Annotated in this window: 18 protein-coding genes; 8 read left to right on the top strand and 10 right to left on the bottom strand. The window is 61.3% G+C overall.

The genetic code is table 11. From position 1 onward, the window contains the following. The first annotated feature begins 449 nt into the window (after window positions 1–449). Window positions 450–2,795, top strand: a complete 2,346-nt coding sequence (locus M1E04_RS03155; RefSeq protein WP_456292377.1) for a DUF4214 domain-containing protein — start codon at window positions 450–452, stop codon at window positions 2,793–2,795. 21 nt (window positions 2,796–2,816) lie between these two features. Here M1E04_RS03155 and M1E04_RS03150 read toward each other — a convergent pair whose 3' ends face one another. From M1E04_RS03150 to M1E04_RS03140, 3 genes are all read right to left on the bottom strand, one after another. Continuing rightward, complete coding sequence (locus M1E04_RS03150; protein ID WP_065988342.1) at window positions 2,817–3,431, bottom strand: 3'-5' exonuclease; 615 nt, start codon at window positions 3,429–3,431, stop codon at window positions 2,817–2,819. Between the two features lie 75 nt (window positions 3,432–3,506). Next, window positions 3,507–3,986 (bottom strand): NYN domain-containing protein, encoded by a 480-nt coding sequence (locus M1E04_RS03145; protein WP_456292376.1) that lies wholly within the window; start codon window positions 3,984–3,986, stop codon window positions 3,507–3,509. A 255-nt stretch (window positions 3,987–4,241) separates the two neighbouring features. Beyond that, window positions 4,242–5,066 carry a DUF2076 domain-containing protein gene (locus M1E04_RS03140; protein ID WP_065988344.1) on the bottom strand — a complete coding sequence of 275 codons (825 nt, stop codon included), beginning with the start codon at window positions 5,064–5,066 and terminating at the stop codon, window positions 4,242–4,244. Window positions 5,067–5,255: 189 nt separating this feature from the next. Between M1E04_RS03140 and M1E04_RS03135 the strand changes: the two genes are divergently transcribed. Further along, a complete protein-coding gene (locus M1E04_RS03135; RefSeq protein ID WP_192133554.1) occupies window positions 5,256–5,909 on the top strand; it encodes a YciC family protein in 654 nt (217 codons plus the stop codon). A 4-nt stretch (window positions 5,910–5,913) separates the two neighbouring features. Next, entirely contained in the window at window positions 5,914–7,008 is a 1,095-nt protein-coding gene (locus M1E04_RS03130; RefSeq protein WP_456292375.1) for an endonuclease/exonuclease/phosphatase family protein, read from the top strand. Window positions 7,009–7,101: 93 nt separating this feature from the next. Here the strand turns inward: M1E04_RS03130 and M1E04_RS03125 are convergent, their stop codons facing one another. Continuing rightward, window positions 7,102–9,165 carry a TonB-dependent siderophore receptor gene (locus M1E04_RS03125; RefSeq protein WP_456292374.1) on the bottom strand — a complete coding sequence of 688 codons (2,064 nt, stop codon included), beginning with the start codon at window positions 9,163–9,165 and terminating at the stop codon, window positions 7,102–7,104. Between the two features lie 195 nt (window positions 9,166–9,360). Next, window positions 9,361–11,892, bottom strand: coding sequence for an ATP-dependent helicase HrpB (gene hrpB, locus M1E04_RS03120; protein ID WP_456292373.1), 2,532 nt, complete (start codon window positions 11,890–11,892; stop codon window positions 9,361–9,363). 415 nt (window positions 11,893–12,307) lie between these two features. Between hrpB and M1E04_RS03115 the strand changes: the two genes are divergently transcribed. Beyond that, the gene (locus tag M1E04_RS03115; protein WP_065988349.1) at window positions 12,308–12,733 is read left to right on the top strand and encodes a polyribonucleotide nucleotidyltransferase; all 426 of its coding nucleotides are present in this window, start codon (window positions 12,308–12,310) and stop codon (window positions 12,731–12,733) included. A gap of 23 nt (window positions 12,734–12,756) precedes the next feature. Continuing rightward, entirely contained in the window at window positions 12,757–13,662 is a 906-nt protein-coding gene (locus M1E04_RS03110) for a cation diffusion facilitator family transporter (protein ID WP_369320127.1), read from the top strand. Window positions 13,663–13,917: 255 nt separating this feature from the next. On the opposite strand, the gene M1E04_RS03105 is transcribed toward M1E04_RS03110, so the two are convergent. Next, window positions 13,918–15,147 carry a DUF6515 family protein gene (locus tag M1E04_RS03105; protein ID WP_456292372.1) on the bottom strand — a complete coding sequence of 410 codons (1,230 nt, stop codon included), beginning with the start codon at window positions 15,145–15,147 and terminating at the stop codon, window positions 13,918–13,920. A gap of 443 nt (window positions 15,148–15,590) precedes the next feature. Here M1E04_RS03105 and M1E04_RS03100 point away from each other — a divergent pair, with 443 nt between their 5' ends. After that, on the top strand, window positions 15,591–16,070 hold the full coding sequence (locus tag M1E04_RS03100) for an Lrp/AsnC family transcriptional regulator (protein WP_065988473.1): 480 nt from the start codon (window positions 15,591–15,593) through the stop codon (window positions 16,068–16,070). Between the two features lie 174 nt (window positions 16,071–16,244). Here M1E04_RS03100 and M1E04_RS03095 read toward each other — a convergent pair whose 3' ends face one another. The 4 genes from M1E04_RS03095 to M1E04_RS03080 all read right to left on the bottom strand — a co-directional run bounded on the left by M1E04_RS03095 (window position 16,245) and on the right by M1E04_RS03080 (window position 22,507). Continuing rightward, window positions 16,245–16,877, bottom strand: a complete 633-nt coding sequence (locus M1E04_RS03095; protein ID WP_456292371.1) for a pseudouridine synthase — start codon at window positions 16,875–16,877, stop codon at window positions 16,245–16,247. Between the two features lie 99 nt (window positions 16,878–16,976). Next, on the bottom strand, window positions 16,977–18,440 hold the full coding sequence (gene amn, locus M1E04_RS03090) for an AMP nucleosidase (protein ID WP_065988354.1): 1,464 nt from the start codon (window positions 18,438–18,440) through the stop codon (window positions 16,977–16,979). A 93-nt stretch (window positions 18,441–18,533) separates the two neighbouring features. Further along, complete coding sequence (locus M1E04_RS03085) at window positions 18,534–20,180, bottom strand: acyl-CoA dehydrogenase family protein (RefSeq protein ID WP_456293140.1); 1,647 nt, start codon at window positions 20,178–20,180, stop codon at window positions 18,534–18,536. 371 nt (window positions 20,181–20,551) lie between these two features. After that, on the bottom strand, window positions 20,552–22,507 hold the full coding sequence (locus M1E04_RS03080) for a sensor histidine kinase (RefSeq protein WP_456292370.1): 1,956 nt from the start codon (window positions 22,505–22,507) through the stop codon (window positions 20,552–20,554). A gap of 1,200 nt (window positions 22,508–23,707) precedes the next feature. Between M1E04_RS03080 and M1E04_RS03075 the strand changes: the two genes are divergently transcribed. After that, window positions 23,708–24,505, top strand: a complete 798-nt coding sequence (locus M1E04_RS03075; protein WP_065988475.1) for a hydroxymethylpyrimidine/phosphomethylpyrimidine kinase — start codon at window positions 23,708–23,710, stop codon at window positions 24,503–24,505. A gap of 23 nt (window positions 24,506–24,528) precedes the next feature. Further along, window positions 24,529–25,155, top strand: coding sequence for a thiamine phosphate synthase (gene thiE, locus M1E04_RS03070; RefSeq protein ID WP_456292369.1), 627 nt, complete (start codon window positions 24,529–24,531; stop codon window positions 25,153–25,155).

The raw sequence follows: 25,155 nt of genomic DNA, 5'->3' as shown, positions 1-25,155 counted from the left end.
GAAATCTCAGGGCCGCCGGCGTCAGTTACAAATGCGGTTTATTCGACCCATACACTTTTGCTGGCGAGGTGTTCGCAGCCGCTCACGAGGGAGCGGCAAGATGATCGGGAATTGAAAGTACGCAGTAAGCGATAGGCGCCATGACAACCCGGCCATCGCCCTCCTCCAGCCTCTCCCAGCGGTATTTCGTCGGCCCTGGAAAAAACCGCCTTTAGTCGCCAGAAAGCATGCCGACAACCTCATCAGGAATGGGCACTAGCGTCTTCGACCGTGCCCTGCCGTACCTTCTCGAAGAGCCACACCCTCGTCAAGACCAAGGCGGGTCAACGCGCGTGAAGGTCATGTAGCCAGTTTTCAAAGCTGGCTCAGCGGATTGAACTCATCACCGATCCCTACCCGATTATTGCGTCATTGACCTGGCCAGGCCTGCCTTGCCCCGGAGTTTCTACATGTGTTCGATGTGCGATGCGCTCACCCAACTCTGGACGGACGGAGCGACCAGCCAGGGTGTGAGCCAACAGACAGCCACCAGCCAGGCGACGCTTGGGCACCTGACGCTTGATCAGCAAGCCAACTACCTGACTGATGGCTATTGGCACGACGCCTATGGCGGTTCCCAACACCACTTTGACGTGCACGCCGGTGGGTCGCTCACCGTCAACCTGGCCAGCTTGAGCGCAAATGCTCAGGTTGTTGCTCGATATGCGCTGCAAAGCTGGACCAATGTCAGCGGCCTGAAATTTGAGGAAACCACCGCTGCCGCTGCGATCAATTTCAGCGAAAACAAAAGCGGTGCGTATAGCAGCTCCAACTATGCAGGCAGCATCATCTCGAACAGCAGCGTCAACATCGCTTCCGATTGGGTGAAATACGGTTTGTATTATCAGCAAACCTACATTCATGAAATCGGCCATGCGCTGGGGTTGGGCCATGCGGGCAATTACAACGGAAGCGCGACCTTCCCCAACAATGTTTTCTATCAAGAGGACAGCTGGAAATACTCGGTAATGTCCTACTTCAGTCAGGACGAGAATACCTATTCCAATGCCTCTTTCGGCTATGTCGCTACGCCTATGCTGGCGGACATCGTAGCCATCCAGTCACTGTACGGCACCGCCGTTACCCGCACAGGTGACAATACCTACGGTTTCAACAACAACGCCGGAACCGACTTCATGCCAGGTCTGGTGGGCACAATTTATGATGCGGGCGGCAATGACACGATCAACGTCGGCACCTATGCCGGCGCTCAAACAGTCGATTTGAGAAGTGAAGCTTTTTCCAGCCTGTACGGCGGTGTATCGAACATCGCCATCGCGCGCGGTACGGTTATCGAGAACGCCATAACGGGTGCAGGCGCGGATACGCTGATCGGCAACGCCAGCGACAACTTCCTCAATGGCAACGCGGGCAATGACCAGTTGTTTGGCGGCGATGGCAACGATCGGCTGATGGGAGGGGCGGGTTCGGACATGCTCAATGGTGGCAACGGCTTAGACACCGCCTTGTATACCGAGGCAGGTGCCCGCTACTTTGCACGCTACGATGCCGCGCTTGTGAGTGGTGCCAGCCTCAGCGTTCATGACGCGCAAACGTCCGATGTGGACTCGCTTTCAAGCGTCGAAAAGCTGGCTTTCATGGACCGCAATGCCAGTGTCGACGAACTGCTGATGGCGTTTCACAGCCGGTATGGCGCCTTTAATGCCGAGAGTGACGCCACTGTTTCATTGAGTTTTGGCATGGACCTACATCACACAGCGCTCACCGAGGATCAGGCTTACGTTGCCAGGCTCTACTCATTGTTCGGTCGGACGCCCGATTATCAGGGCTTGAATTATTGGCTGACGCATCAGGCGATGGGCAGTTCGGATGCAGAGATTCGCGATGGCTTTCTGAATTCCGCTGAAGGGATACAGCGCTTCAGCATGCTTGGTAGTCGGGACTTTGTGCTTGAGCTCTATCAGAATGTACTGCATCGCACAGGCGATGATTCAGGTGTGTCGTACTGGAACACGCTGCTGCAGCAGGGTTTGAGTCGAACAGCGGTTGCTGATGGCTTCCTGAATTCGCGCGAGAGCCATGACTTCTCGGAGGGCGAGGCAGGCTACATCAGGATCGTGGCTCATAACGCCTGGAACAATCTGGATATGGTGGTGGGCAAGGGCGTGGCCACCGGCACGGCTGGCGACGATCAGATCAGCGAGCAGGAAGTCAGGCTTGACGGCAATGCAGTTTCGCATCTGGCCGGCAACGCCGGTATCGACACCTTTATTTTCAACGACGCTGCATCCGCCTACACGATCAGCGCGCTCGATACCGATACGCTATCCGTTAGTCGTTCCACGGGAGCTGCGGCGACGTTCGACCTGAGTGGCTTCAATGTGCTGGATTTCGCAGATCGCGAACTGTTCGTTCTCGACTCGGCGCAGGCAAGTATTGGTCGTCTGTATGCCATCCTGGATCGTGCTCCCGATATCGAAGGCCTGAAGTTCTGGCTGTCTCACGGCGCCGCAGGCGAAACCGGTGCCCAGATTGCGGATGGTTTTGTGCAATCTGCCGAGTTTTCCCAACGCCTGCCCGATGGCAGCAACGCAGCCTTTGTCGAAAATCTGTATCACAACGTCCTGGATCGAGGCAGCGACGCTGGCGGCCTTGCCTATTGGGTCCAATCGCTGGACGGCGGCACGAGCCGTGGGCAGGTCGCATTCAATATCGCCAACTCCGCGGAGTCTGCTGCACTGACTCAAGGCGATGCCGGCTTTATTCACCTGATAGGGCATGCTGATTGGGTTTGAGCCACCTGCGCCACAGTCTGGCTAGAGCCCCCGGTGCTTGCTGATCGCATCTGCAATTTTTTTCGCCGGGACTTTTTGCAGCGTGCAGAGTAACTGGTGGGAAACGCCGGCGAGGCCATGGGTGTCGCGCAGTTGATGGCCCAGGTGCAGCGTGAGGTTGGCGGCCATTTCGGCATCGGCCATGGCCCGGTGAGCCTTGCCCGTGTGGGGCAAGCCGGCCCAACTGGTGAGGGTGCCGAGTTTATGGTTCGGCGCGTGGGGCAGAAGGCGTCGCGCCAGCAGCATCGAGCAGGCGAAGCTTTGTACGCGATTGCGCTTGATGCGTGACAGCTCGAAGTCCCAGAACTTCTGGTCAAACGAGGCGTTGTGCGCCACCAGTGGCGTCAGGCCGACGAACTCGGCGACCTCGTTCATGACCCGGTCAGCCGGCGGCGCCGTGCGCAGCATGCTGTTGCTGATGCCGGTCAGGGACTCGATAAAAGACGGGATGCGCACGCCAGCGTTCATCAGGCTTTGATAGCGCTCGACGATCACGCCCTGCTCCACGATCACCACGGCGATTTCCGTGGCGCGGCAGTAGCTGCTGGGGGAAATGCCGGTGGTTTCGAAGTCGATGACGGCGATACGTTCTTGCATGGCGTGGCCTTCAAATAGCGGGGTGGTGCGTGGACGTGAGAAGTATCAGGCGGCCTGATCAGCGCGCTGCTGGCATCAATTCTTGAGCAGCAACCCGCCCTCGATGGGCACATAATGACTGGCCGCGCGGATCAGCGAATTGGCGGTCAACCCCGGCACACCGTAGGCAATCGCTTCGACGCCGTGCTTGTTGATGATGCGCTCCATCAACAGGTCGAAATCCCCATCCCCGGACGCCAGCACAACCTCATCGACATTCGGCGCGACGTCCATGATGTCGATGGTGATGCCCACGTCCCAGTCGCCTTTGGCCGAGCCGTCGCTGCGCTGGATGTAGGGCTTGAGTTTGACGGTAAAGCCGAGGTTGCGCAGGATCTGCTGAAATTGCTGCTGCTTGCTGTCGCCACGGTCGATGGCATACGCATACGCCTCGACGATCTGCCCGCGCTGGCTGATGTCAGCCCACAGGGCGGCGTAATTGAAGTGACAACCGTGAGCCTGACGCACTGTGTAATACAGATTCTGTACGTCGGCGAAGACCGCGATTCTTCTCACCCAAATTCCTCGATGCGCTGACAAGCGACAGGGATCCGAAAACCGGACCGGCGCTCAGTATGCCAGTTTGGGGAAGGGATAGAAGGATTGGGTGGAGGGCGCGGTTGTGCTGCGCAGACCTGATCCCTATAGAAACAATCCTGTGGGAGCAAGCTTGCTCGCGAAATGGCTTGGCCATCCGCCGAATCTTCAGCGACTGAAATGCCGCCTTCGTGAGCAAGCTCACCCCCACAGGGAGGGCGTTAGCTGCGGCTATCAGACGAACGAATCGTCGTCGTCAAACATGCCGCCACCGGTGTCGCTGCCGTAATCGGTATCGGCGAAGCCATTCGAATCACTGCCCCAGGCGTCATTCCCGGTGTTGTCGTTGCCAGTGACGCGCTGCTGGTCGTCACCCCAACCACCGCTGCCGCCCTGATCATGTTCAGCGGCAGGCTGGGCCGGCTGCTCCTGGATGATCTCGACGACTTCCTGCGGTTGGCTGTTGTGGTGGAACAGGCTGCTGATGCCTTCCGCCAGCATCACGCCACCGGCCACACCCGCGGCGGTTTTCAGTGCGCCACCGAGGAAACCACTGCCGACGGGCGCCGCCGGTGCCTGTTGCGGTTGGGCATAGTTTTGCGGTGGCTGAGCATAGTTCTGCTGCGGCGCGTTGTAAGGCGGCGCGCTTGCAGGGCCACTTTCGCGCCAGCCGCCCGACGAAGGCTGCGGATTCGATGGACGCGAGAACGACGAAGCCGGTTGCTGAGCCTGAGGCTCGCGCGAACCGCCACCAAAGATGCTCGACAGAAACCCGCCGCCACTGCCGGACGGCGCAGGCGCCGCAGATTTTGACCGCTCCAGTTCAGCCCGCAGTTGTTGAATCTGCTCGTCGCGCTGACGGTTCTGGGCCTCCAGCTGCTTGATCGCGACTTCCTGCACCAGAATCGACTGCGCCATGTAATAAGGCGCAGCGGGCTGGCGAGTCAGGTGCTCCTTGATCAGCGCTTCGGCCTGCGCATCACGGGGGGCCGATTCGGTTTCTGCTTGCTTGAGCTTGCCAAACAAGCCGTCGATCAGGGTTTGTTCTTCGCTGTTCATGGCGACCTCGTTAGATTGCCGTAGGAATTCTGTTCTGAGCCATTGCTCAGGCATAGCCAGTAATGGGGCTGTTCAAGGGCGTTTCAATAGCATGTAAAAAAAGTTAAGAAGGCTCGCAGGTCGCGGCCGGTTGGCCGGTTCTGCGGCGCTACGTTACAGTGTTGGCCTGCTTATCCTTGTGATCCGTTCATGAATCCGCTGACCCTTCTGCAAGACTCGTTTTACTTCTTCCGACGCAACTTCGGCAGCATTCTTACGCTGTGCCTGCCGCTGGTGGTACTGGAGGCCCTGACCAAACAGCTCGTCGGCTTCGGGGCGAGCACCGGGGCCGCGCCACTGTTGGTCGGACTGCTTTTCTACCCGCTCTATACCGGCGCGCTGATCCTGTTTATGGACGCCAAAACCCGTGGCGAAGAACCGGTCAAATCCAACCTGTGGGCGGTTGCCTTGCGCCTGTGGCCTACCTTCGCGGTGCTGACCGCACTGAGCACGCTGCTGATCATGGCCGGCATGTCGCTGTTCATCCTGCCGGGCGTGTGGGTGATGATCAAACTGGTGCTGTCGGAATACCTGCTGGTGTTGCGCGGGATGGGGCCGCTGGAGGCAATGCGCGAAAGCTTCAGGATGACCCAGGGCCATGTGGTGCGGATTTTCGTCTGCGTGCTGTGCGTTTACATCCCGCTGTCGCTGCTTGAGGCGCTCAGTTATTACGTGCTGCCGGACCAACAGAGCCCGGGGCTGTCGATTGCAGTGGACAGTATTTCCAGCTTCCTGCAGTTGTTTATCAGCGTGGTGATGTTCCGGTTGTTCATGCTCATCGACCCACCTGCCCGGTCGGCCTGACAAGATGGCACGCCCGACGCGGTATCTGCTTTACCTCGCAGTGTGTGCCGGGTTGTTCGTGATACTGCTGTATGACGTGACCTGGCACCCCACCCGGCACGAGAAGGTGGCGGTATCCTGCAACGCGAAGGACGGAAAGCCACCGGTATTGGCGCCGGGTCAGACGCTCAAGGTGATGACCTGGAACATTCAATACCTGGCCGGCAAGCGTTATGTCTTCTGGTACGACCTGCCCGACAGCAGCGGCCCGGATGAACGGCCAACGCCTGAAGACATTGCGTACAACCTGGATGAAGTGGCGCGGGTCATCCGCGACGAGCAGCCGGACATCGTCTTGCTGCAGGAAGTCGACGACGGCGCGAAGAACACCCACTACGGCAATCAACTGGCCCTGCTCCAGGCGCGCGTCGCCGACCTGTACCCGTGCAGCAGCGAGGCGTTTTACTGGAGGTCCGACTTCGTGCCGGATCAACACATCTTCGGCAGTGTCGGCCGCAAGCTGGCAACGCTGAGCCGCTACCAGATGGACAGCGCCGAACGCCTGCAACTGCCCTCGCCGTCCGGCCATTTCATCAGCCGCCTGTTTCAACCCCGGCCTGCGCTACTGGTCAGCTACCTGCCGCTCAAAGATGGCGGGCGCCTGGCAGTGACGAATACGCATTTAAGCGATGCCGAATCGGGCGGCGACGTGCAACAGCGGCAAGTAGCGTCGGTTCGTCAGTTGCAACAAGCCTTCGAGCAGAACGGGACGCTGTGGATAAGTGGTGGCGATTTCAATCTACTGCCGCAGGGGCAATATCAGCGACTGCCTGCCGGACAGCGCGCGCCGTATTCGGCGGAGAGCGAGCTGCGCAGCTTGTGGGAAAGCTTCCCGATGATCCCGAGCAATGAAGACGTAGCCGGTGAGGATCGTCGCACGTGGTACACCCGCTTCCCCAACGACCCGAGCATCAGCGGCCCGGACCGGACGCAGGACTTTCTGTTCTACAGCCCGAAGCTGAAGCGGGTGGAGGCGCGGGTGAGGCAGGCGGATACCCTGTTGATCTCTGATCACATGCCGGTGATTGCGCGATTCAGGGTACCGGCGAAGGTCGAGTAGAAAAGCGCCTCTAAAGCCTGCTTCCCAGGTGCATGGCAGGGGCGCTTGATCTGAACAGACCAGTGCCGGATTGCCCGGCACCGGTCGCTGCAATCAGAACGTGACGCTGGCCGTCAGCCGCGCGGTTCGGAGCGCCCCCTCCTCCACCTGAAGCGTGCTGCTGCCCGTGGTGGCCGGGTAGTATTCCTTGTTGAACAGGTTGTCGATGTTCAACTGCAGGCTGGTCTTGTAGTCATGGGTGGGCAAATCCCAGCGCACAAAGGCATCGGCCGTTGTGTAGCTGTCCAGCCAGAAGCTGTTGGCGTCGTCCCCCGGCCGCTCTCCGACGTATCGGGCACCTGCACCGACATGCCACTTACCGGTTTCGGCAGGCAGTGCGAGTTGATGGCTGAGGTACAGGCTCGCAGTATGCATCGGCGCATTGGGCAGGCGGTTGCCTTCCTGCTCGGGTGACTCTTCGTTTTTCAGCACTTCCGTGTGGTCATAAGCGTAGGTGCCGATGATGCTCCAGTTACGCGCTATCTCTCCGGTCACATCCAGCTCAACCCCTCGTGAGCGGGCCTTCCCCACCGCTTCGTCGATGCTGTCACCGTTGCTCTGCAGCACGCTGTTCACAAGGTTCTTCTTGACGATGTCATACACGGCCAGGTTCACATTGAGCGCCTGGACCGGGCTGTATTTGATGCCGACTTCGTAGCTGCGCCCTTCGGTAGGCTTGAAGCTGTTGCCCGCGTCGTCAGCATCGTTAGGCACGAAGGAGCGGCTGTAGTTGGCGTAGAGCGCAACGTTGTCGGTCGGCTGGTAAACAATCCCGCCAAAAGGGAGAAACTTGTCGCCGCTGGAGTCGGCGCCCGGTGCGTACGAGCTGCCCAGCCCCTGATCGCTGTATTGATCCCAGTGTTCCTGACGACCACCGAATACCAGAATCCAGCGATCATTGAGGTGCCAGTTGTCCTTGAAGTATGCCGAGGTAGTGACCAGGTTATTTTCGGCGTTGCTCTGGACCGCGCTGACCGTCGAAGGCTCAGCCAGATTGCCGTAGGTGGGGTCCTGAATGTTGAGGTTGCCGGTGGTGCTGCTGGCATTGCGATAGGTTTTACCGCGGTATTTATCCAGCGACTCGTTGTCCACCCCGACGACGATCTCATGCCTCTGGCCGAACAACTGCTGATCGCCTATGAAGTCCAGAGCGGTATAGCGGCTCTCATAATCATAGTGCCCGCCATTGGCAATCCGGCGCAGGGTGTCGCCTTTCAAGGTGCTCGGCTGTGCAATCGCCAGGCTGTAACGATCCTCGGTCCATCCGTAGGTCAACCGGCTTCGCCAGGCGTCATTGAGCTGGTACTCGAACTTCGCGGTGGTGCTTTGGCTGATGCCGACGGTCTTGGCCCAGCGCTCATCCAGACGGTCGCGGTAACTGATGTCGGCCGGGTGGCCATTGGCGAACACGGTGCCGCGGTCAAAGGGGCTCGCGTAATCGTTGTAGGTGTAGGCCAGCGAGAAACTGGCGCGGTCGCCCACCCAGGCGATCGAGGGCGCAATCAGCGTGTGCTCATCGACACCATAATTACGCCAGTAGTCCTCGTGGGAGCGCTCGGCAACCAGCCGATAAGCCAGGTTGGTATCGCCCAGCGGCCCAGTGGTGTCCAGACCAAACGTCCCGCCGCCTTCACTGTAACCAGATCCGGTCAGAGTCGTGCTTTGGGTGAATTGCGGCTGCTTGCTGATCACATTGATCAGCCCGCCCGGCTCCAGCGCGCCGTACATGAGCGATGCCGGGCCCTTCAGCACTTCTACGTGATCGGTGGTGGCGCCGAGATTGCGGCCGATCGCCGAGCGCACCCCGTCCCGCAAAATGGAGTTGTCGTCGTTGCTGCCAAATCCGCGCTTGATGACAGCATCCTTCGTGCCCCCCAACGTATTCGTCTGGGACACACCACTGACAAAGCGCATGGCGTCGTTGAGGTCTTTGACCTGGTAGTCATCCAGGGTTTGCGCAGTGACGGTGTTGACGGTTTGTGCTTCATCCCGATTCTGAGTGGAGGTCTTGCTGGCCGTACTCCCTTCAGAAAGCGTATAGCTCCCCGAGCCGTCAGCTGCATCGCGTGTGGACTGGATGACACTGGGCGCCAACTCGGTAACCGTCTGAGCGGCCATTGCAAGACCAGGTAGGGCAGAACACAGCAGGACCGATGCATGAGTCCGGTTAAAGAGCTTGACCACGAGCTGACTCCGTAATGAAAAGAACGCTAATGCGATTCGTTACTATTACACGGGTTGAACTCGTATTTACCTCACATGACTGCTGAAGTTTTTTTTGATCCGCTCGGGGTCATGCCTTTGTGCAGCCGATCACTTCCTCGGCTTCACCCGCGCGGTCGGTTCGGCGATCAACGGATCGTCCGGCCAATAGTGCTTCGGGTAACGGCCTTTCAAATCCTTCTTCACCTCGGCATAGGTGCTGCGCCAGAAGTTGGCGAGGTCCTGGGTGACTTGCACCGGGCGGCGTGCGGGGGACAGCAGGTGCAGCTTGACGATCTGCCGGCCGTTGGCGATGCGCGGGGTATCGGCCAGGCCGAAGAGTTCCTGCAGGCGCACCGCCAGAATGGGCGGGGACTCGCTGTAATCCAGGCGCACCGATGAACCCGACGGCACGGTCAGGTGGTGCGGCGCCAGCTCGTCCAGCCGCTGGGGCAAGGGCCATGGCAGCAGGTTGTGGAGAATCGATGACAGGTCCAGATTGCCAAAGTGGCTCAGTCGCGTGACCTTGCCCAGGTACGGCAGCAACCAGTGCTCCAGCGTCGCCAGCAAGCCATCGTTGCTCACGTCCGGCCACTCGCTTTCGCTCAGCTTTTGGAGATCCATCTGACGCAACAGGCCGACTCGCGCCTGCCACTGGCGCAGCTCCGGTGTCCATGGCAGCAGCTCCAGCCCTTTGCGCCGCACCAGCGCCAGCAACGCCTGCCCCCGTGCTGAATCGTCCAGCCCGGTGAGCGGCTCGCGGCTGATGATCAGTTCACCGGCCTTGCGCTGACGTTCGGCGCGGAATACGCCCTCGCGCTCGTCCCAATCCAGTTGATCGAACTGCGTCACCTGTTCGGCGAGCACTGTGTCGAACAGGTCGGGATCGAACTCGGCGGCCAGATAAATACGCTCCTCGCGCTGGCCCTGGCGGCTGCCCAGGTCAGCCACCACCAGCCACGGCTGTTTCATCAATGCGTCTGGCTCGGCGAACAAGGCGGCACGTCCGTTGGCGAGTCGATACTCCGCGCCGCCAGCACGGCGTTGTTGTGCGACGCGATCGGGATAGGCCAGCGCCAGCAGCGCGCCGAGCCAGCGCGGGTGATCAGGATCGACGACCGGTTTCCGGGCCGCGCCCCTCAGATAACCCCGATATTGGCGGGACAACTGCCGCGCTCGCTGCACGCCGCCCTGTGCGCCTTTCGCGGCGCGTTCTGCCCCCGCCAGCAACGTGAGCCGACTGTGCAGATCGGCACCGGCGCCGCGCAGAATGTCGCGCTCGCCCAGCAATGCAGCGACATCGCACGCCAGCGGGCCCAGGCCCAATTCATGACCGCGCAGCAGCAAATGGGCGATGCGTGGATGCGCGGGCACCTCCGCCATCGACTGGCCGTGAGGGGTGAGTTTCCAGTCTTCGCCCGGCTTGCGCGTCAGAGCGCCCAGCCGAGCCAGCAGGTCTTGCGCCTGGGCGTACGCGGCGGCAGGCGGCAGGTCCAGCCACGTCAGCTGCGCCGGTTCGACGCCCCACCGCGCCAGTTGCAACGCCAGGCCGGCGAGGTCGGCCTGAAGGATTTCCGCCGCGCCGTAGGCCGCCAATTGATCGTGCTGAGCCTCGGACCACAGCCGATAACAGACGCCCGGCTCAAGCCGCCCTGCCCGACCCGCCCGCTGAGTGGCGCTGGCCCGGGAAATCCGCTGGGTGTCGAGGCGCGTCATGCCGCTGCCGGGATCGAAACGCGGCACCCGCGCCAGCCCCGCGTCGATGACCACCCGCACGCCATCAATGGTCAGGCTGGTCTCGGCGATGTTGGTGGCCAGCACGACTTTGCGTTTGCCCTTGGGCGCGGGTTCGATTGCCGCGCGCTGAGCGCTCAGGTCGAGCTCGCCATGCAGCGGACACAGCAGCACGTCGCTGCGATCGCCGACCGCTTCAATCAGCTGCTGATTGACCCGACGGATTTCGGCCTGCCCCGGCAGGAAAACCAGCACGCTGCCGGACTCGCTGCCCAGCGCATCGAGCACGGTCTGCACCACCCGCGGCTCGATGAACTCCCCCGGCTGAAACGGCCGCCCCCACTGCATCGACACCGGAAACATGCGCCCTTCGCTGCTGATCACCGGCGCATCGTTGAGCAAGCTCGACAGCCGCGCGCCTTCGAGCGTCGCCGACATCAGCAGAATCTTCAGCGGCTGCTCGTCACGAAACAGCGCGCGACCGTTCAGGCTTAGCGCCAGCGCGAGATCGGCGTCGAGGCTTCTTTCATGAAATTCGTCGAAGATCAGGAGACCGACACCTTCCAGCGAAGGGTCCTCCTGCAAGCGCCGGGTGAGAATGCCCTCGGTGACCACTTCAATGCGGGTATTGGGGCCGACTTTGCTGTCCAGGCGAATTCGATAACCCACCGTCTCGCCGACGCCTTCTCCCAGCTCGCTCGCCAGTCTTTCAGCAGCAGCACGAGCAGCCAGACGCCGGGGCTCAAGCATCAGGATCGTCTGCCCGGCCAGCCACGACTCGTGCAAAAGCGCCAGCGGCACCCGGGTGGTCTTGCCCGCGCCCGGCGGCGCTTCGAGCACGGCCTCATCCCGGTCGGCAAGGGCCTGGCGCAAGGCAGGGAGAACGGCATCGATGGGCAAAGAATTCATGGTGGCTCCCAGATCAGCCGGGGAGTATACCCACGAGCATCGCAGGCCCCCAGCCTGTGTGGGGATGCGTTTGCGAAGGCCGCCAGAGAACAGCGTGCTGCCGATTCTCAAACGCCAGAAACAAGGAAGCCCCGCAAGCGGGGCCACAACTTAACCTAGTCTCATCACCGTTTCAAAAGCCCGGGAGTGGAGGTGCTAGGGCAGCGACGCAAATTTATCACAGAACCCTCGCCGGCGAATTCTCGAAATCGATGCCCTCGCCCATGACCTGCTTAATGGATCCTGAACAGGCGCGGAATCCAGCTCGAAATCAGCTTTCGCTCATCTGCCTTCAACCAACTTTCTTCCCACACGGATACTCTTATTGATTAGGCATTTGCCTTGTATAGTTGCGCCTTCTTCTGAGGAGATCCCCATGCGCATTCCATCCCGTTTGATTGGCGGTGTTCTGGTCGCCACCCTGCTGACGCAACTGACTGCCTGCGGCAGTATTTTCTACCCGGATCGTCGCGGCCAGATTCAGGGCAGCGGGCGAATGGACCCGGCGATCGTGATACTCGACGCCATCGGCCTGTTGTTCTACATCATTCCCGGCGTGATCGCGTTCGGCGTGGACTTCGCCACTGGCGCGATCTATCTGCCAGGCGGCACTCACGCTCAGATCGATCCGCAAAAGCTTGAACCGGCGGTGCGCACTGACGGCACCGTCGACAACGCCAAGCTGCAAGCCATCATTCAAACAGAGCTCGGCCGTACCCTGCCGCTGGATGATCCTCGTCTGATCCAGCACAAAGGCAGCACCCAGCAGCTTGCCTCCCTGGGCCTTGTACCGTCCGCTTGAGTCTGTGATTTAAAGGAAGCGCCATGAGCACCAGTCCCGAACACGCCCGCTTATTGCGTCTGGCAACCCGCGCCTCGCTTGCCGTGGCGAGCATTCTGATCGTTGCCAAAGCGGTTGCGTGGTGGCTCAGCGGCTCAGTGAGTCTGCTGGCCGGCCTTACGGACTCGATGCTCGACGGCGCGGCGTCTTTCCTCAATCTGCTGGCCGTGCATTACGCGCTGCGTCCCGCCGACGATGATCATCGCTATGGCCACGGCAAGGCCGAGGCGTTGTCGGGCATGGCCCAGGCGCTGTTCATCGCAGTAAGTGCGTTTTTGATCGGCTTTCAGGCGGTCGATCGCATCCAGCACCCGCAGCCCCTCGGCGCTCCCGGGTTGGGTTTGCTGGTGATGATGTTGTCGATTGGTCTGACGATTGCCTTGCTGATGTTGCAGCACCGCGTGGTGAAGGCAACCGGTTCGGCGGCGATCCGCGCCGATTCCCTGCATTATCGCTCTGACCTGTTGCTCAACTTCAGCATCATGCTGGCGCTGGGCTTGGCCTATTTCGGCTACTCCCAGCTGGACGCTTATTTCGGTCTGGCCATCGCGTTCTACATTTTGTGGAGCGCGATTTCCATTGCCCGAGAAACGGTGTCAGTGCTGATGGACGCTGAGCTGCCTGTCGATGTCAGCGCAAAAATGCTCGAGCTGGCCCAGGGCGTGCCGGGTGTGCTGGGTGCCCACGACCTGCGCACGCGGATTTCGGGCAATCACTGGTTTGTGCAGCTGCACCTGGAGTTGCCGGGCACGCTGACGCTGTCGGTGGCGCACGATTTGTGCGAGCGGGTGGAAGCGGCGATTCAGGACGAATTCCCCAAGGCCGAAGTGCTGGTGCACGCGGATCCGCAGGAAGTGGTGGGGCGTGAGGATGGACCGGTTTTGAATTGAGACGGTGGTAGGACCGGCTTTAGCCGGGAAGGCATCTGGTGTCATACCGCAAATCTGATGGCGCTCGCACTGGCCTCTTCCCGGCTGAAGCCGGTCCTACTGACCGCGTGCAGTTAGTGGGACTGGCTTTAGCCGGGAAGGCGTCAGACGACAAGCCGTGAAATTGAGGGTGTTGGTGCAGGCCTCTTCCCGGCTGAAGCCGGTCCTACAAAAACAGTGCGCTGCGCATTGTGCATCCCAGGCTACATCCCGCACTCACTGCTGAATGCTATACCCCCGCCCTGCATAACAACTGGCCATCGCCTGACGGTAGACACCCAGCACTTCCGGTGCCGGCTGATAGGCCGCGCCTGCCGGGTCGAAATTGCTCTGCTGCACGGCGTAGCGGTAGCAGTCGTAGCGGTCCTGTTCGATTTCCTGTTGCGGCTTGCCTTCGGGCGGATAGGCGACAACGTCATAGGGATTCGCGGCCTGCTGAACGGGCTGCGGCTGCTGCGGCTGCTGCGGCTGCTGCGGCTGCTGCGGCTGCTGCTGCGGCGAGTACACCGGTTCGACGTTCTGAGGAGGCTCGGCGACCACATATTCCTGGGTGTTCTGCTCGTAGGTGTAATAGGTGCCGGCGGCGACGAAGAACAGCGCGCTACCAAGCCAGACCTGTTGAGCGTAGTCAGGCAGATAGCGCACGCGGACACCCCGTGGGGGCTGGACGACCACATAACGCGGGCCCTGTGGGCGATACCAGTAGCCGCCTGAGTAGAAGTAGTCCCCGCCGCGATACGGCACGCGGGAATACCCGCCCGGCATGCGATCGATTTCGTAACCCGGGCGATAGCGCGGGCCCGAACCCCAACCATCGCCATGACCACCGGGACGGCCGGGCTGCCAGTTACCGTTATCAGGACGACGGTCGCCGTCGCGCCAGCGGTTGTCTCGGGGCTGGTCGCGGTAGAAGCCCTGCCGCGGCTCCTGGGTCTGAACCACTGTGTCCGGCCGACCCTGAATCGGCAGGCCGCCTTGGCGATCCTGCAACTGACGCTGTTGTTGCTGCTGCTCTTGCTGGCGTCGTTGCTGATCCTGCTGTTGCTGGCGCTGCTGTTGCTGTTGCTGTTGCTGCTGTTGGCGTTGATCGTCGCGCAGGTCGCGCTCGCGTTCCTGCTGCTGGCGCTGCTGATTGGCGCGCTCTTGCTGGTTCTGCTGAATCTGGCGGTTTTGCTGCAGCTGCTCCTGCTGCCGCTGCTGCTGTTGTTGCTGCTGCTGCGCCTGCTGTTGGCGTTGCTGCTGACGCTGCTGATCGTCGGCAAATCCGCGCTGCTTCTCCTGCTGCTGACGCTGCATCTCGAACCCGCGCTGTTGCTGTTGGCGCTGCTGCTGTTGTTGCTGTTGCTGTTGCTGTTGCTGCTGATTATTGTCGTCGGCCCACACCTGAGCACCGATGCTCAAGGCCAAGAGACTGACACCTGCCAAACGCCAGATGCGCGTGTTCATGCTTTCCTCACTGCGGCGCGGATACCTGTTGATAGGACTGCTAGTCGGGTGCGCCGTTCGCCGCACTCTATCAGCGTGGCGGATGAAACTGTAGAAGCACCACTGCGGCCTGAGCTGAAAGGCAGGCACAAAAAAAGAGGGCTCAATGGCCCTCTCTGGAATGCTTCGTCCTGGCTCGACGCTTTTGACGTCGGCTCACCTCGCATCGTCTTCTGGACAGTGCGTAGCCCGGTGGCCTGCTCAACCCTGTCGGGTTGGAGACCGCGGCTGGCCTGATTCGGCGGGCCGCGCTGGACGCTGTGTCCGGGCAGTGATTCTGGTTAAAAGAATAGGCTTTGGGAGACGACACAGGATTGCGAATATTGCTGATGAAAACGCCACTTGCGCAATAATTCACTTCAGATTAATAATCCTGCGCAATCCATTCAATAAAGGCGCTTATGGTGAGCAAGCTCGACAGATATGACTTGAGTATTTTGGCCGAACTGCAAAAGGACGCGCGCATTTCCAATCAGGAGCTGGCCGAGCGCATTGGCCTGTCGCCTTCACCCTGCTCGCGTCGCGTCAAGCAGCTGGAAGACGATGGTTATATCGTGGGGCAGGTCGCGCTGCTGGACCGCAAGAAGCTGGGCCTTAGCCTGACGGCCTACGTGCTGATCGGCATGGACCGCCATACGCCCGACCGCTTCGAGAATTTCGAGCACCACATCCGCAACCTGCCGCAGGTGCTGGAATGCAGCCTGGTCACCGGTATCGACGCCGACTACCAGTTGAAGGTGGTCGTCCCGGACATGGATCACTACCAGAAATTTCTGCTCGGCCACCTGACCCGCATCGACGGCGTGACCAGCGTGCGCTCCAGCTTCGTGCTCAATCAGGTACTGGCAAGCACCGAATTGCCACTGGTGCATTTGCGTGGGTGAAGCGCGTCCGCGCAGGTACAGGGTTTTTGTGGGAGCGACCGGGGTGGCGATCCACCTTGCTCGCGAAGAGGCGGGTACAGCCGCTAAGTCTTCAGCGGCTGTAACGCAGTCTTCGCGAGCAAGCTCGACTCCCACAGGGGTTGCGTTTGCTTCGCGACGGCCTGTCGTTTTTACTCAAAGCTTCGCCGGCACTTCCCGCCACTGCCCCTGATCCAGCCCATCAAGGCACCAGTCGCCAATCCGCACGCGCACCAGTCGCAACGTCGGCAGGCCGACCGCTGCGGTCATCCTGCGCACCTGGCGGTTGCGTCCTTCTTTGATCACCAACTCCAGCCAACTCGTCGGCACGCTTTTGCGAAATCGCACCGGCGGGTTGCGCGGCCACAGTTCCGGCTCGTCCAGTTGCCGGGCCTGGGCAGGCAAGGTCGGGCCGTCGTTCAGCTCGACGCCGTCACGTAGCTTTTGCAGTTGCTCTTCCGTCGGCTCGCCTTCCACTTGCACCCAGTAGGTTTTCGCCAGCTTGTGCTTGGGGTCAGCGATGCGCGCTTGCAACTGGCCGTCGTTGGTCAGCAGCAGCAAGCCTTCGCTGTCGCGGTCCAGGCGACCGGCCGGGTAGATGCCAGGGATCTCGATGAAATCCTTGAGCGTCGCCCGGCCTTCGCCATCGCTGAACTGGGTCAGCACATCAAAAGGCTTGTTAAACAGAATCAGCCGAGGCTCGGCGGGCGGCGCTTTGGCGACACGCCGGGGCGCGCCCGTGCGATCATGCGAAGGACGGCGGGGATCAGGACGTTGATTGCGGGGCATGGGAAACCGGTAAAGATGACGGAAACGGAAGAGACCACTAAACAGAAAGGGCCACTTTAGTGGCCCTTTCGTTGAACGCCTAACGCCTTAACGGAGCCCTTAGCGGAACGGCGGTTCGTCGAAGCTGCGCAGCTTGCGCGAATGCAGCGAGTTGAGCTGCGTGCGCATCAAGTCCAGCGCGGCGATGCCGATCTTCAAATGCTGGGTGACCGCACGCTCGTAAAATGCGTTGGCCGAACCCGGCAGCTTGATCTCGCTGTGCAGCGGTTTGTCCGAGACACAGAGCAAGGTCCCGTAAGGCACCCGCAGGCGATAACCCTGGGCAGCGATGGTGCCGCTTTCCATGTCCACCGCCACGGCGCGAGACAGGTTGATCAGCGGCCGCTCCTGAGCCCAGCGCAGTTCCCAGTTGCGATCGTCGTAAGTCAGGACGGTGCCGGTGCGCAGACGCTTCTTCAAATCGTCGCCGCGTTCGCCGGTAACTTGCGCGGCTGATTCCTGCAACGCCAACTGCACCTCGGCCAGGGCCGGGATCGGGATATTCGGCGGCAGCACGCGGTCAAGAATGCCGTCGCGACGCATGTAGGCGTGGGCGAGGACGTAGTCACCGATGGTCTGCGACTGACGCAGGCCGCCGCAGTGACCAATCATCAGCCAGCAATGCGGACGCAATACCGCGAGGTGATCGGTGATGTTCTTGGCGTTGGAGGGGCCAACGCCGATGTTGACCAATGTCACGCCATGGCCGTCTTCGGCGATCAGGTGGTACGCCGGCATCTGGTAACGGTGCCAGACCACGCCGGAGACGATGGCCTGGGCTTCGCCGTAATCCATGCTCTTGTCGACAACAACGTTGCCCGGCAGGACCATCTTCACGAAGCGCGGGTCGTCGCGCAGTTTTTCCAGGCCATGCACGATGAACTGGTCGACGTAGCGGTGGTAGTTGGTCAGCAGGATCCACGGCTGAACATGGCGCCAGTCGCTGCCGGTGTAATGCACCAGACGGCGCAGCGAGAAATCCACCCGGGCGGCGTCGAACAGCGCGAGCGGCAGCGGATCGGTGTTGGCCCAGTCGTACAGACCGTCGGCGATGCCATCGGTGGCCGCCGACAAATCGGTGCTCGGGAAGACACGCGCAAGGGTCGCGGCGGTGACGCCGGTACCGGCCAGCTCATCGCCCTGCTCGACCACGTAGGGGTACGGAATGTTCTGTTCGCTGACGCCCACTTCCACCGTCACGGTGAAGTCGTTCATCAACGGCACAAGCTGTTCGAGCAAATATTTGCGGAACGCCGCCGGGTGGGTGACGGTGACGCTGTAGGTGCCCGGCAGCTGAACCTTGGCGTAGGCGCGGGTGGTCAGCGGCACTTCGCCCTGGCAGTGATAGGTCAGACGCAGTTCGGGGTAGCGAAACGTCAGACGCTCGGCGGCAGTCGGTTCGACGCGGTCTTTCAGGTAGCGCTTGAGCGCCTGGCTCAAGGCGGTGGTTGCCCGTGCGTGCAGCTCAGCGAGCCGGTCCACGGCGTGTTCGGCAGTTTCTACGACAATGAAAGCTTCGGTCACGATGCATATCCTTCTTATCTTGCAAGCGCATATCTTGCCTGCAACAGATGACGAAGGCACGAGTTGCCTGTGGCAGACGCGGCAATGGACGCGTTATAGCTGCGGCGATGACCGCGCGACCAGCGCCTGAACATCCACCCCGCGCGGCAAGGCGCCGTAGACGCGTCCCGGCCGCTCAAGGCGTCCGGCAATAAACCCGTCGCTGACCACGGCATTGCCCGCTTCCAGCAGCAGCTTTGCCTGCAACGCAACGGCGATGTCTTCGGTCAGTTGCCGGGCGCGGTACTGGATGTCGCCGGGGTCCTGAAAAGCCTTTTTCAAGCCATGAATATGCGCGGCCAGACGCGTGTCGCCATGACCGTCGCCAAGCTCATCGAACAGCGCATCCAGCACGCCAGGCTCTTTGGACAACGCCCGCAGGACGTCCAGGCACTGCACATTGCCGGAACCTTCCCACGTCGAATTGACCGGCGCCTCACGGTAAAGGCGCGGCAGAATGGTGTCCTCCACATAGCCTGCGCCGCCCATGCATTCCGCCGCTTCGTTGATCATCGCCGGCGCGCGCTTGCAGATCCAGTACTTGCCCACCGCCGTCACCAGTCGTGCGAAACGGGCTTCGTGGCCGTCGTCCAGACGCTCCAGCGAGCGTCCCATGCGCAGGGTCAGTGCGAGGGCCGCTTCGCTTTCCAGCGCCAGATCGGCGAGCACGTTTTGCATGAGCGGCTGTTCACTGAGCAAGCGACCGCTGACGCTGCGGTGGGCACAATGGTGCGCGGCCTGGGTCAGGGCCTGACGCATCAGCGCGCTGGAACCGGTCATGCAATCGAAGCGAGTCATCGCCACCATTTCGATGATGGTCGGCACGCCGCGCCCCTCCTCGCCCACCATCCACGCCAGGGCGCCGCGGAATTCCACTTCGCTGGAGGCGTTGGACCAGTTACCCAGTTTGTTCTTCAGCCGCTGTATGTAGAACGCGTTGCGGGTGTCGTCCGGGCGATGGCGCGGCAGCAGGAAACAGGTGAGGCCCCTGTCGGTCTGCGCCAGAGTGAGAAAAGCGTCGCACATGGGCGCCGAACAAAACCATTTGTGCCCGACCAGCTCATACGCCTGACCGGGCCCGGGCTGGCCCACCGGATAGGCCCGCGTGGTGTTGGCGCGGACGTCGGTGCCGCCCTGTTTCTCGGTCATTGCCATGCCGATGGTGGCGCCCGCCTTGTGCGCGATGCCGACGTTGCGCGGGTCGTAGTGGGTGGCGAAGATCTTCGGCAGCCAGATCTCGGCCAGGTCCGGTTGAAGGCGCAGGGCCGGGACGCTGGCGAAGGTCATGGTCAGCGGACAACCGCTGCCGGCTTCGGCCTGGGTGTGCAGATAGCTCATCGCCGCGCGGGCGACGTGGGCACCTTCCCCGGGATCGGTCCACGGCAGCGACGGGATGCCGTGCTCGACGGCGGTTTGCATCAGTTGGTGATACGCAGGATGAAACTCCACCAGATCGATGCGATGGCCGTAGCGATCATGGCTGGCGAACACCGGCTTGTTCTGGTTGGCGAGAAAACCCGCTTCCATCAACGGGCCGCCGGCCAGCGCGCCGTAGGCGTCGATTCGGTCCCGTGCCCAGCCTGCTCCGAAACGTTGCGACCACTCTTGCAGCGGCAGGTCGATGCGGTACAGGTTGGTGCCGTCCAGAGAAGGCGGCTGATTGGTGACCTCGTGGGTCTCGGCGAACTGATGCAGATTGATGGGCTGGTCCATGAGGCGACTCCGGTCCGGGCAGCACGGGGCGGTTGTGCTGCTGACCTAGTGAATCACGCACCCAGCCCCGGCGACAGCGCCATAGAAGACGAAATCACGGCCGTTTTGCCTTGTATTAGCCCTGTAGGGACTGAGCTACGCCTGAGTGAACGCGGATCGACTGTAGGAGTGAGCTTGCTCGCGAACGCGGTGGGTCTGTTACGGAAAAGTCATCTGACACACCGCAATCGCGAGCAAGCTCACTCCTACAAGGGTCAGCCTTTACAGTCCCAACGCGTTGCGACCATCACACGCTGCAACCGCCCAAAATCTACTTGAATAGACACAGATCAACTGTAGGAGTGACCGGGGTGGCGCTCCTACACCGATTGCGTGGCGATCTGCACATCCAGGCTCAAGCGGAACTGGCTGCCATTGCCCGGTTCGGACTGATGGCTCAGGCGCCCGCCCTGCAATTCAATCAACTGTCGGCAAATCGCCAGGCCGATGCCCAGCCCGCCGTATTCCCGCGTTGTCGATCCATCCACCTGGAAGAAGTTGGCGTACAGCGTCTCTTCATCCAGTCGACTGAAGCCGATCCCGGTGTCAATGACGTCGATCACCAGCCGCACGTGCTCGGCGTCTGGGCGCTGGCCGTTGACGCGGATTCTGATCGAACCGGTTTTGGTGAACTTGATCGCGTTGTCCAGCAGGCACTCCAGGCACTGGCGCAACTTGACGCTGTCACCTTCAAGGCTGTCCGGCAGCGTTTCGTCCAGCTCCACACTCAGCGGCAACGCCTTGCTGCGGGCCAGCGGCTCGAAGCCACTGCGCAGCTGGAACAGCACATGCCGCAGGCTGAACGGCTCGTTGCGCACAGTGACCCGACCGGCTTGCAGTTCGGTCAGCGTGAGGATGCCGTTGACGATGCCCATCATGTTTTGCGCCGAATCGGCGGCGGTCTGGCGATACAGCTCGATCTCGCTCTCGGCCACGTCCATCTGCATCAATTCCAGCGAACCGATCACGCCGTTCATGGGCGTGCGCAGCTCATGGGTCAGCGTGGCGAGAAACTCGTCTTTCAACCGGTTACTCACCGCCAGTTGCTGGTTGAGGGTTTCCAGGCCCTGTCGCGATTCCGCCATGATCTGCGCCTCGCGCTCGCGCATGGCGTTGATGCGGTCGGCCAGCGCCAGCGACAGCAATGCCACCTCGATCACCGAACCGATCTGGCTGGCGTACATGGTCCAGAAGGTGTTGGGCAGATGCCCCAGCAGCATGGTCGCGTTGACCACCCCGCCGATCAGGAACGCCGACCAGCCGATGATGAAGTACCGCGCGACCCGCCGGCCCTTGAACCACGCCGCCAGACCGATCAACAGCACGACGGGCGTGAACAACAACACCAGCCCGGTCACCAGGCGCAGCGCAACGCCGTAATCCATGCTCAACGCGAGGGCCATGATCACCGCGGCGCAAACCATCATCACCCGCAGCGGCACGTCCAGCCAGCGCCCGAGGCTCGGCGTCTGCAGGAATTTACGGGTGAACTGGCTGGCAAACAGAATCGCGGCGGCGATGAGGAAGGTGGTTGAGGTATTGGCCCACCACGGGTTATTCGGCCAGAAATACTCGATCGCCGCGCCGTTAACTGACACCTGATACAGGCCGAAAAAGGTGATGTAGAGGATGTAATACAGGTACGCGGTGTCGCGCACGCTGAGGTAGATGAACAGGTTGTAGACGAGCATCACCGCCAGCACGCCGTAAATCATGCCGAGGATGTACAGCCGCGACGGCTGCTCTTCTATATAGGCGTGACTGGCCCACAGATTGAGCGGCGCCTGCACCGAGCCGTGGCTGGCGACTCGCAGGTAAACGGTCTTGGTCTCGTGGGCGTTCAGGTTGAGATCGAACACGTAGTTGTTCTGCTTAATCTGCCGGCTGGCAAACGGCAGCATGTCGCCGGTCTGCCAAGCGAGACGGGGTCGCGCGTCGCCGTCGCCGAGGTAGAGATCAACGTGGTCCATCGGCGGGTAGGCCATTTCCAGCAGCCAGTCGGCGGACGCCAGCGGGTAGCCGGGGCGATACGTCAGACGCACCTTCAGCCAGAAAGCGGAGCGAGAGTACCCGGCGTTGAGCGACTGACCGGCAAGCGGTTGGAAGCGTGAGGCGCCCTCGGGGGACGAGACTTGCTGGATGGTTGCATCGCCGGTGGGGTCTTCGAACACTTGGGTGTCGCGCCCCAGTGCCAGGCTGCGGGTCTTTTCATCAAAATCGACGGCGCTGGCGAACATCGGCAACAGGCAGAGCAGGACAATCAGCACCAGGCGCATGGGGCACCGCCTTGGCACTGATGGAGTCCACGAGCTGCCGTGGGCAAATCGCACGGCTTCGCAATTCTGCGAGCGACCGCTGTATCGGTCGAATAGGTCAGCGGGCAACGCACTTGCATTCACTCTTCTGGCGGAATGTATGAAGCGCCACAGGATAGCGACCGATAGCTCGGTGACACCATCTAAATCTGCGCATTGTGCGGGGCGGGTTTGTTCCCATGTAGGACTGGCTTTAGCCGGGAAGGCGTCAGATGTCTCGCTGCAAAATCAATGGTGAACGCACCGGCCCCTTCCCGGCTGAAGCCGGTCCTACTGAAACACAGCGTTCCCCCGTAGGACTGGCTTTAGCCGGGAAGGCGTCGGATGTCTCGCTGCAAAATCAATGGTGAACGCACCTGCCTCTTCCCGGCTGAAGCCGGTCCTACTGAAACACAGCGTTCCCTTGTAGGACTGGCTTTAGCCGGGAAGGCGTCGGATGTCTCGCTGCAAAATCAATGGTGAACGCACCTGCCTCTTCCCGGCTGAAGCCGGTCCTACTGAAACACAGCGTTCCCTTGTAGGACTGGCTTTAGCCGGGAAGGCGTCGGATGTCTCACCGCAAAATTGATGGTGTTTGCACTGGCGCTTTCCCGGCTGAAGCCGGTCCTACTAAAACACCGCGCTCCCTTGTAGGACTGGCTTTAGCCGGGAAGGCGTCAGATGTCTCGCTGCAAAATCAAGGGTGAACGCACCAGCCCCTTCCCGGCTGAAGCCGGTCCTACTAAAACACCGCGTTCCCCCGTAGGACTGGCTTTAGCCGGGAAGGCGTCGGATGTCTCGCTGCAAAATCAATGGTGAACGCACCGGCCCCTTCCCGGCTGAAGCCGGTCCTACTGAAACACAGCGTTCCCTTGTAGGACTGGCTTTAGCCGGGAAGGCGTCGGATGTCTCGCTGCAAAATCAATGGTGAACGCACCTGCCTCTTCCCGGCTGAAGCCGGTCCTACTGAAACACAGCGTTCCCTTGTAGGACTGGCTTTAGCCGGGAAGGCGTCGGATGTCTCACCGCAAAATTGATGGTGTTTGCACTGGCGCTTTCCCGGCTGAAGCCGGTCCTACTAACAGCATGCGTCCTGCCGCAAAATTGATGGTGTTTGTACTGGCGTCTTCCCGGCTGAAGCCGGTCCCACCGGCAAAAACTTTAGTGGTAAGCTCGCGCACCATGAATATCTATAGCTCCCGCCCTGTTGTCCTCTGTCTCTCCGGTCACGACCCCAGTGGCGGCGCCGGCTTGCAGGCAGATATCGAAGCCCTGCTCGCCCAGGGTTGCCACGCGGCTCCCGCCATCACCGCCCTCACTGTTCAAGACACCGTGAACGTCACTGACTTTCGCGTGCTGGATCGTGAGTGGGTGCTGGCGCAAGCCAACGCCGTGCTCAACGATTCCGTCGTCGCGGCAGTGAAGCTGGGCATGCTGGGTTCGCTGGAGATGGTCGACACCGTCGTCGAACTGCTGACGGCGCATCCGCACCTGCCCATGGTCTGCGACCCGGTGTTGCGTGCCGGTGGCGGCGGTCGGCTGGGCAAGGACGAAGTGGGTTACGCCATGCGCGAGCGTCTTTTGCCTCTGGCGACTATTGCCACGCCGAATCTGCCGGAAGCGCGCATTCTGGCTGAGCTGCCTGAAGGCACGGCCGATGAGTGCGCCGAGAAGCTGCTGCCGTTCTGTGAGCACCTGTTGATTACCGGCGGTCATGGCGATGAGCACGAAGTTCACAACCGCCTGTACATCCGCGGCGGTCAGTCACGCACCTTTACCTGTCAGCGTCTGCCGGGCAGCTATCACGGCTCCGGCTGCACACTGGCCAGCGCACTGGCGGGAAGACTGGCCCAGGGTCAGGACCTGATCGGCGCTGTGCAAATGGCGCTGGACTACACTTGGCGCACGCTGCGCGATGCCGAACAGCTGGGCCGGGGACAATTCGTTCCGCGCCGCCTGCCGCTGGATTTCTGCTCGTAACGCCACGAAAAAGAGGCACCTTGATGAGATTACGTGGCTTGTATGCCGTGACCGACAGCCAGCTATTGGCCGGCAAATTCCTGTCTTACGTCGAAGCCGCCCTCGATGGCGGTGTGACCCTTCTGCAATACCGCGACAAATCCGGTGACGAGACCCGCCGCCTGCGCGAGGCCTCAGCGCTCCTCAAACTGTGCGAGCGCTACAAGACCCGCCTGATCATCAACGACGACGCCGAAGTGGCCGCGCGGCTGGGTGTCGGCGTGCATCTGGGGCAAACCGATGGCTCGCTGCCGGACGCCCGCGCCCTGCTCGGTCACAAAGCCATTGTCGGGGCGACCTGCCACGCGCAGCTTGAGCTGGCCGACAAGGCCAAGGCCGACGGCGCCACCTATGTCGCCTTCGGCCGCTTTTTCAATTCCCAGACCAAACCCGGCGCGCCGACCTGCAGCCTCGAACTGCTCAGCCAGGCGCGCAAGCGCATCAATCTGCCCATTGCGGTGATCGGCGGGATTACCCTGGAAAACGCCGCGCCGCTGGTGGCCCATGGCGCCGACTTGCTGGCCGTCGTGCACGGGCTGTTCGGCGCGGAAACCACCCAGGAAGTCACCCGTCGCGCCCGCGCCTTCAACGATTTGTTCAAGCCCGCCTGA

This window comes from Pseudomonas sp. AK106 (assembly GCF_053903055.1).
This window is presented reverse-complemented; position numbering and strand designations above follow the sequence as displayed.

Bases quoted from the DNA above. Each gene is read 5' to 3' on its own strand.
- M1E04_RS03150 (WP_065988342.1), bottom strand. From the start codon at position 3,431: ATGCAAGAACGTATCGCCGTCATCGACTTCGAAACCACCGGCATTTCC.
- M1E04_RS03095 (WP_456292371.1), bottom strand. From the start codon at position 16,877: ATGCCCCGCAATCAACGTCCTGATCCCCGCCGTCCTTCGCATGATCGC.
- M1E04_RS03115 (WP_065988349.1), top strand. From the start codon at position 12,308: ATGCGCATTCCATCCCGTTTGATTGGCGGTGTTCTGGTCGCCACCCTG.
- M1E04_RS03155 (WP_456292377.1), top strand. From the start codon at position 450: ATGTGTTCGATGTGCGATGCGCTCACCCAACTCTGGACGGACGGAGCG.
- M1E04_RS03125 (WP_456292374.1), bottom strand. From the start codon at position 9,165: ATGGCCGCTCAGACGGTTACCGAGTTGGCGCCCAGTGTCATCCAGTCC.
- hrpB (WP_456292373.1), bottom strand. From the start codon at position 11,892: ATGAATTCTTTGCCCATCGATGCCGTTCTCCCTGCCTTGCGCCAGGCC.
- M1E04_RS03105 (WP_456292372.1), bottom strand. From the start codon at position 15,147: ATGAACACGCGCATCTGGCGTTTGGCAGGTGTCAGTCTCTTGGCCTTG.
- thiE (WP_456292369.1), top strand. From the start codon at position 24,529: ATGAGATTACGTGGCTTGTATGCCGTGACCGACAGCCAGCTATTGGCC.
- M1E04_RS03135 (WP_192133554.1), top strand. From the start codon at position 5,256: ATGAATCCGCTGACCCTTCTGCAAGACTCGTTTTACTTCTTCCGACGC.
- M1E04_RS03080 (WP_456292370.1), bottom strand. From the start codon at position 22,507: ATGCGCCTGGTGCTGATTGTCCTGCTCTGCCTGTTGCCGATGTTCGCC.
- M1E04_RS03140 (WP_065988344.1), bottom strand. From the start codon at position 5,066: ATGAACAGCGAAGAACAAACCCTGATCGACGGCTTGTTTGGCAAGCTC.
- M1E04_RS03130 (WP_456292375.1), top strand. From the start codon at position 5,914: ATGGCACGCCCGACGCGGTATCTGCTTTACCTCGCAGTGTGTGCCGGG.
- M1E04_RS03075 (WP_065988475.1), top strand. From the start codon at position 23,708: ATGAATATCTATAGCTCCCGCCCTGTTGTCCTCTGTCTCTCCGGTCAC.
- M1E04_RS03110 (WP_369320127.1), top strand. From the start codon at position 12,757: ATGAGCACCAGTCCCGAACACGCCCGCTTATTGCGTCTGGCAACCCGC.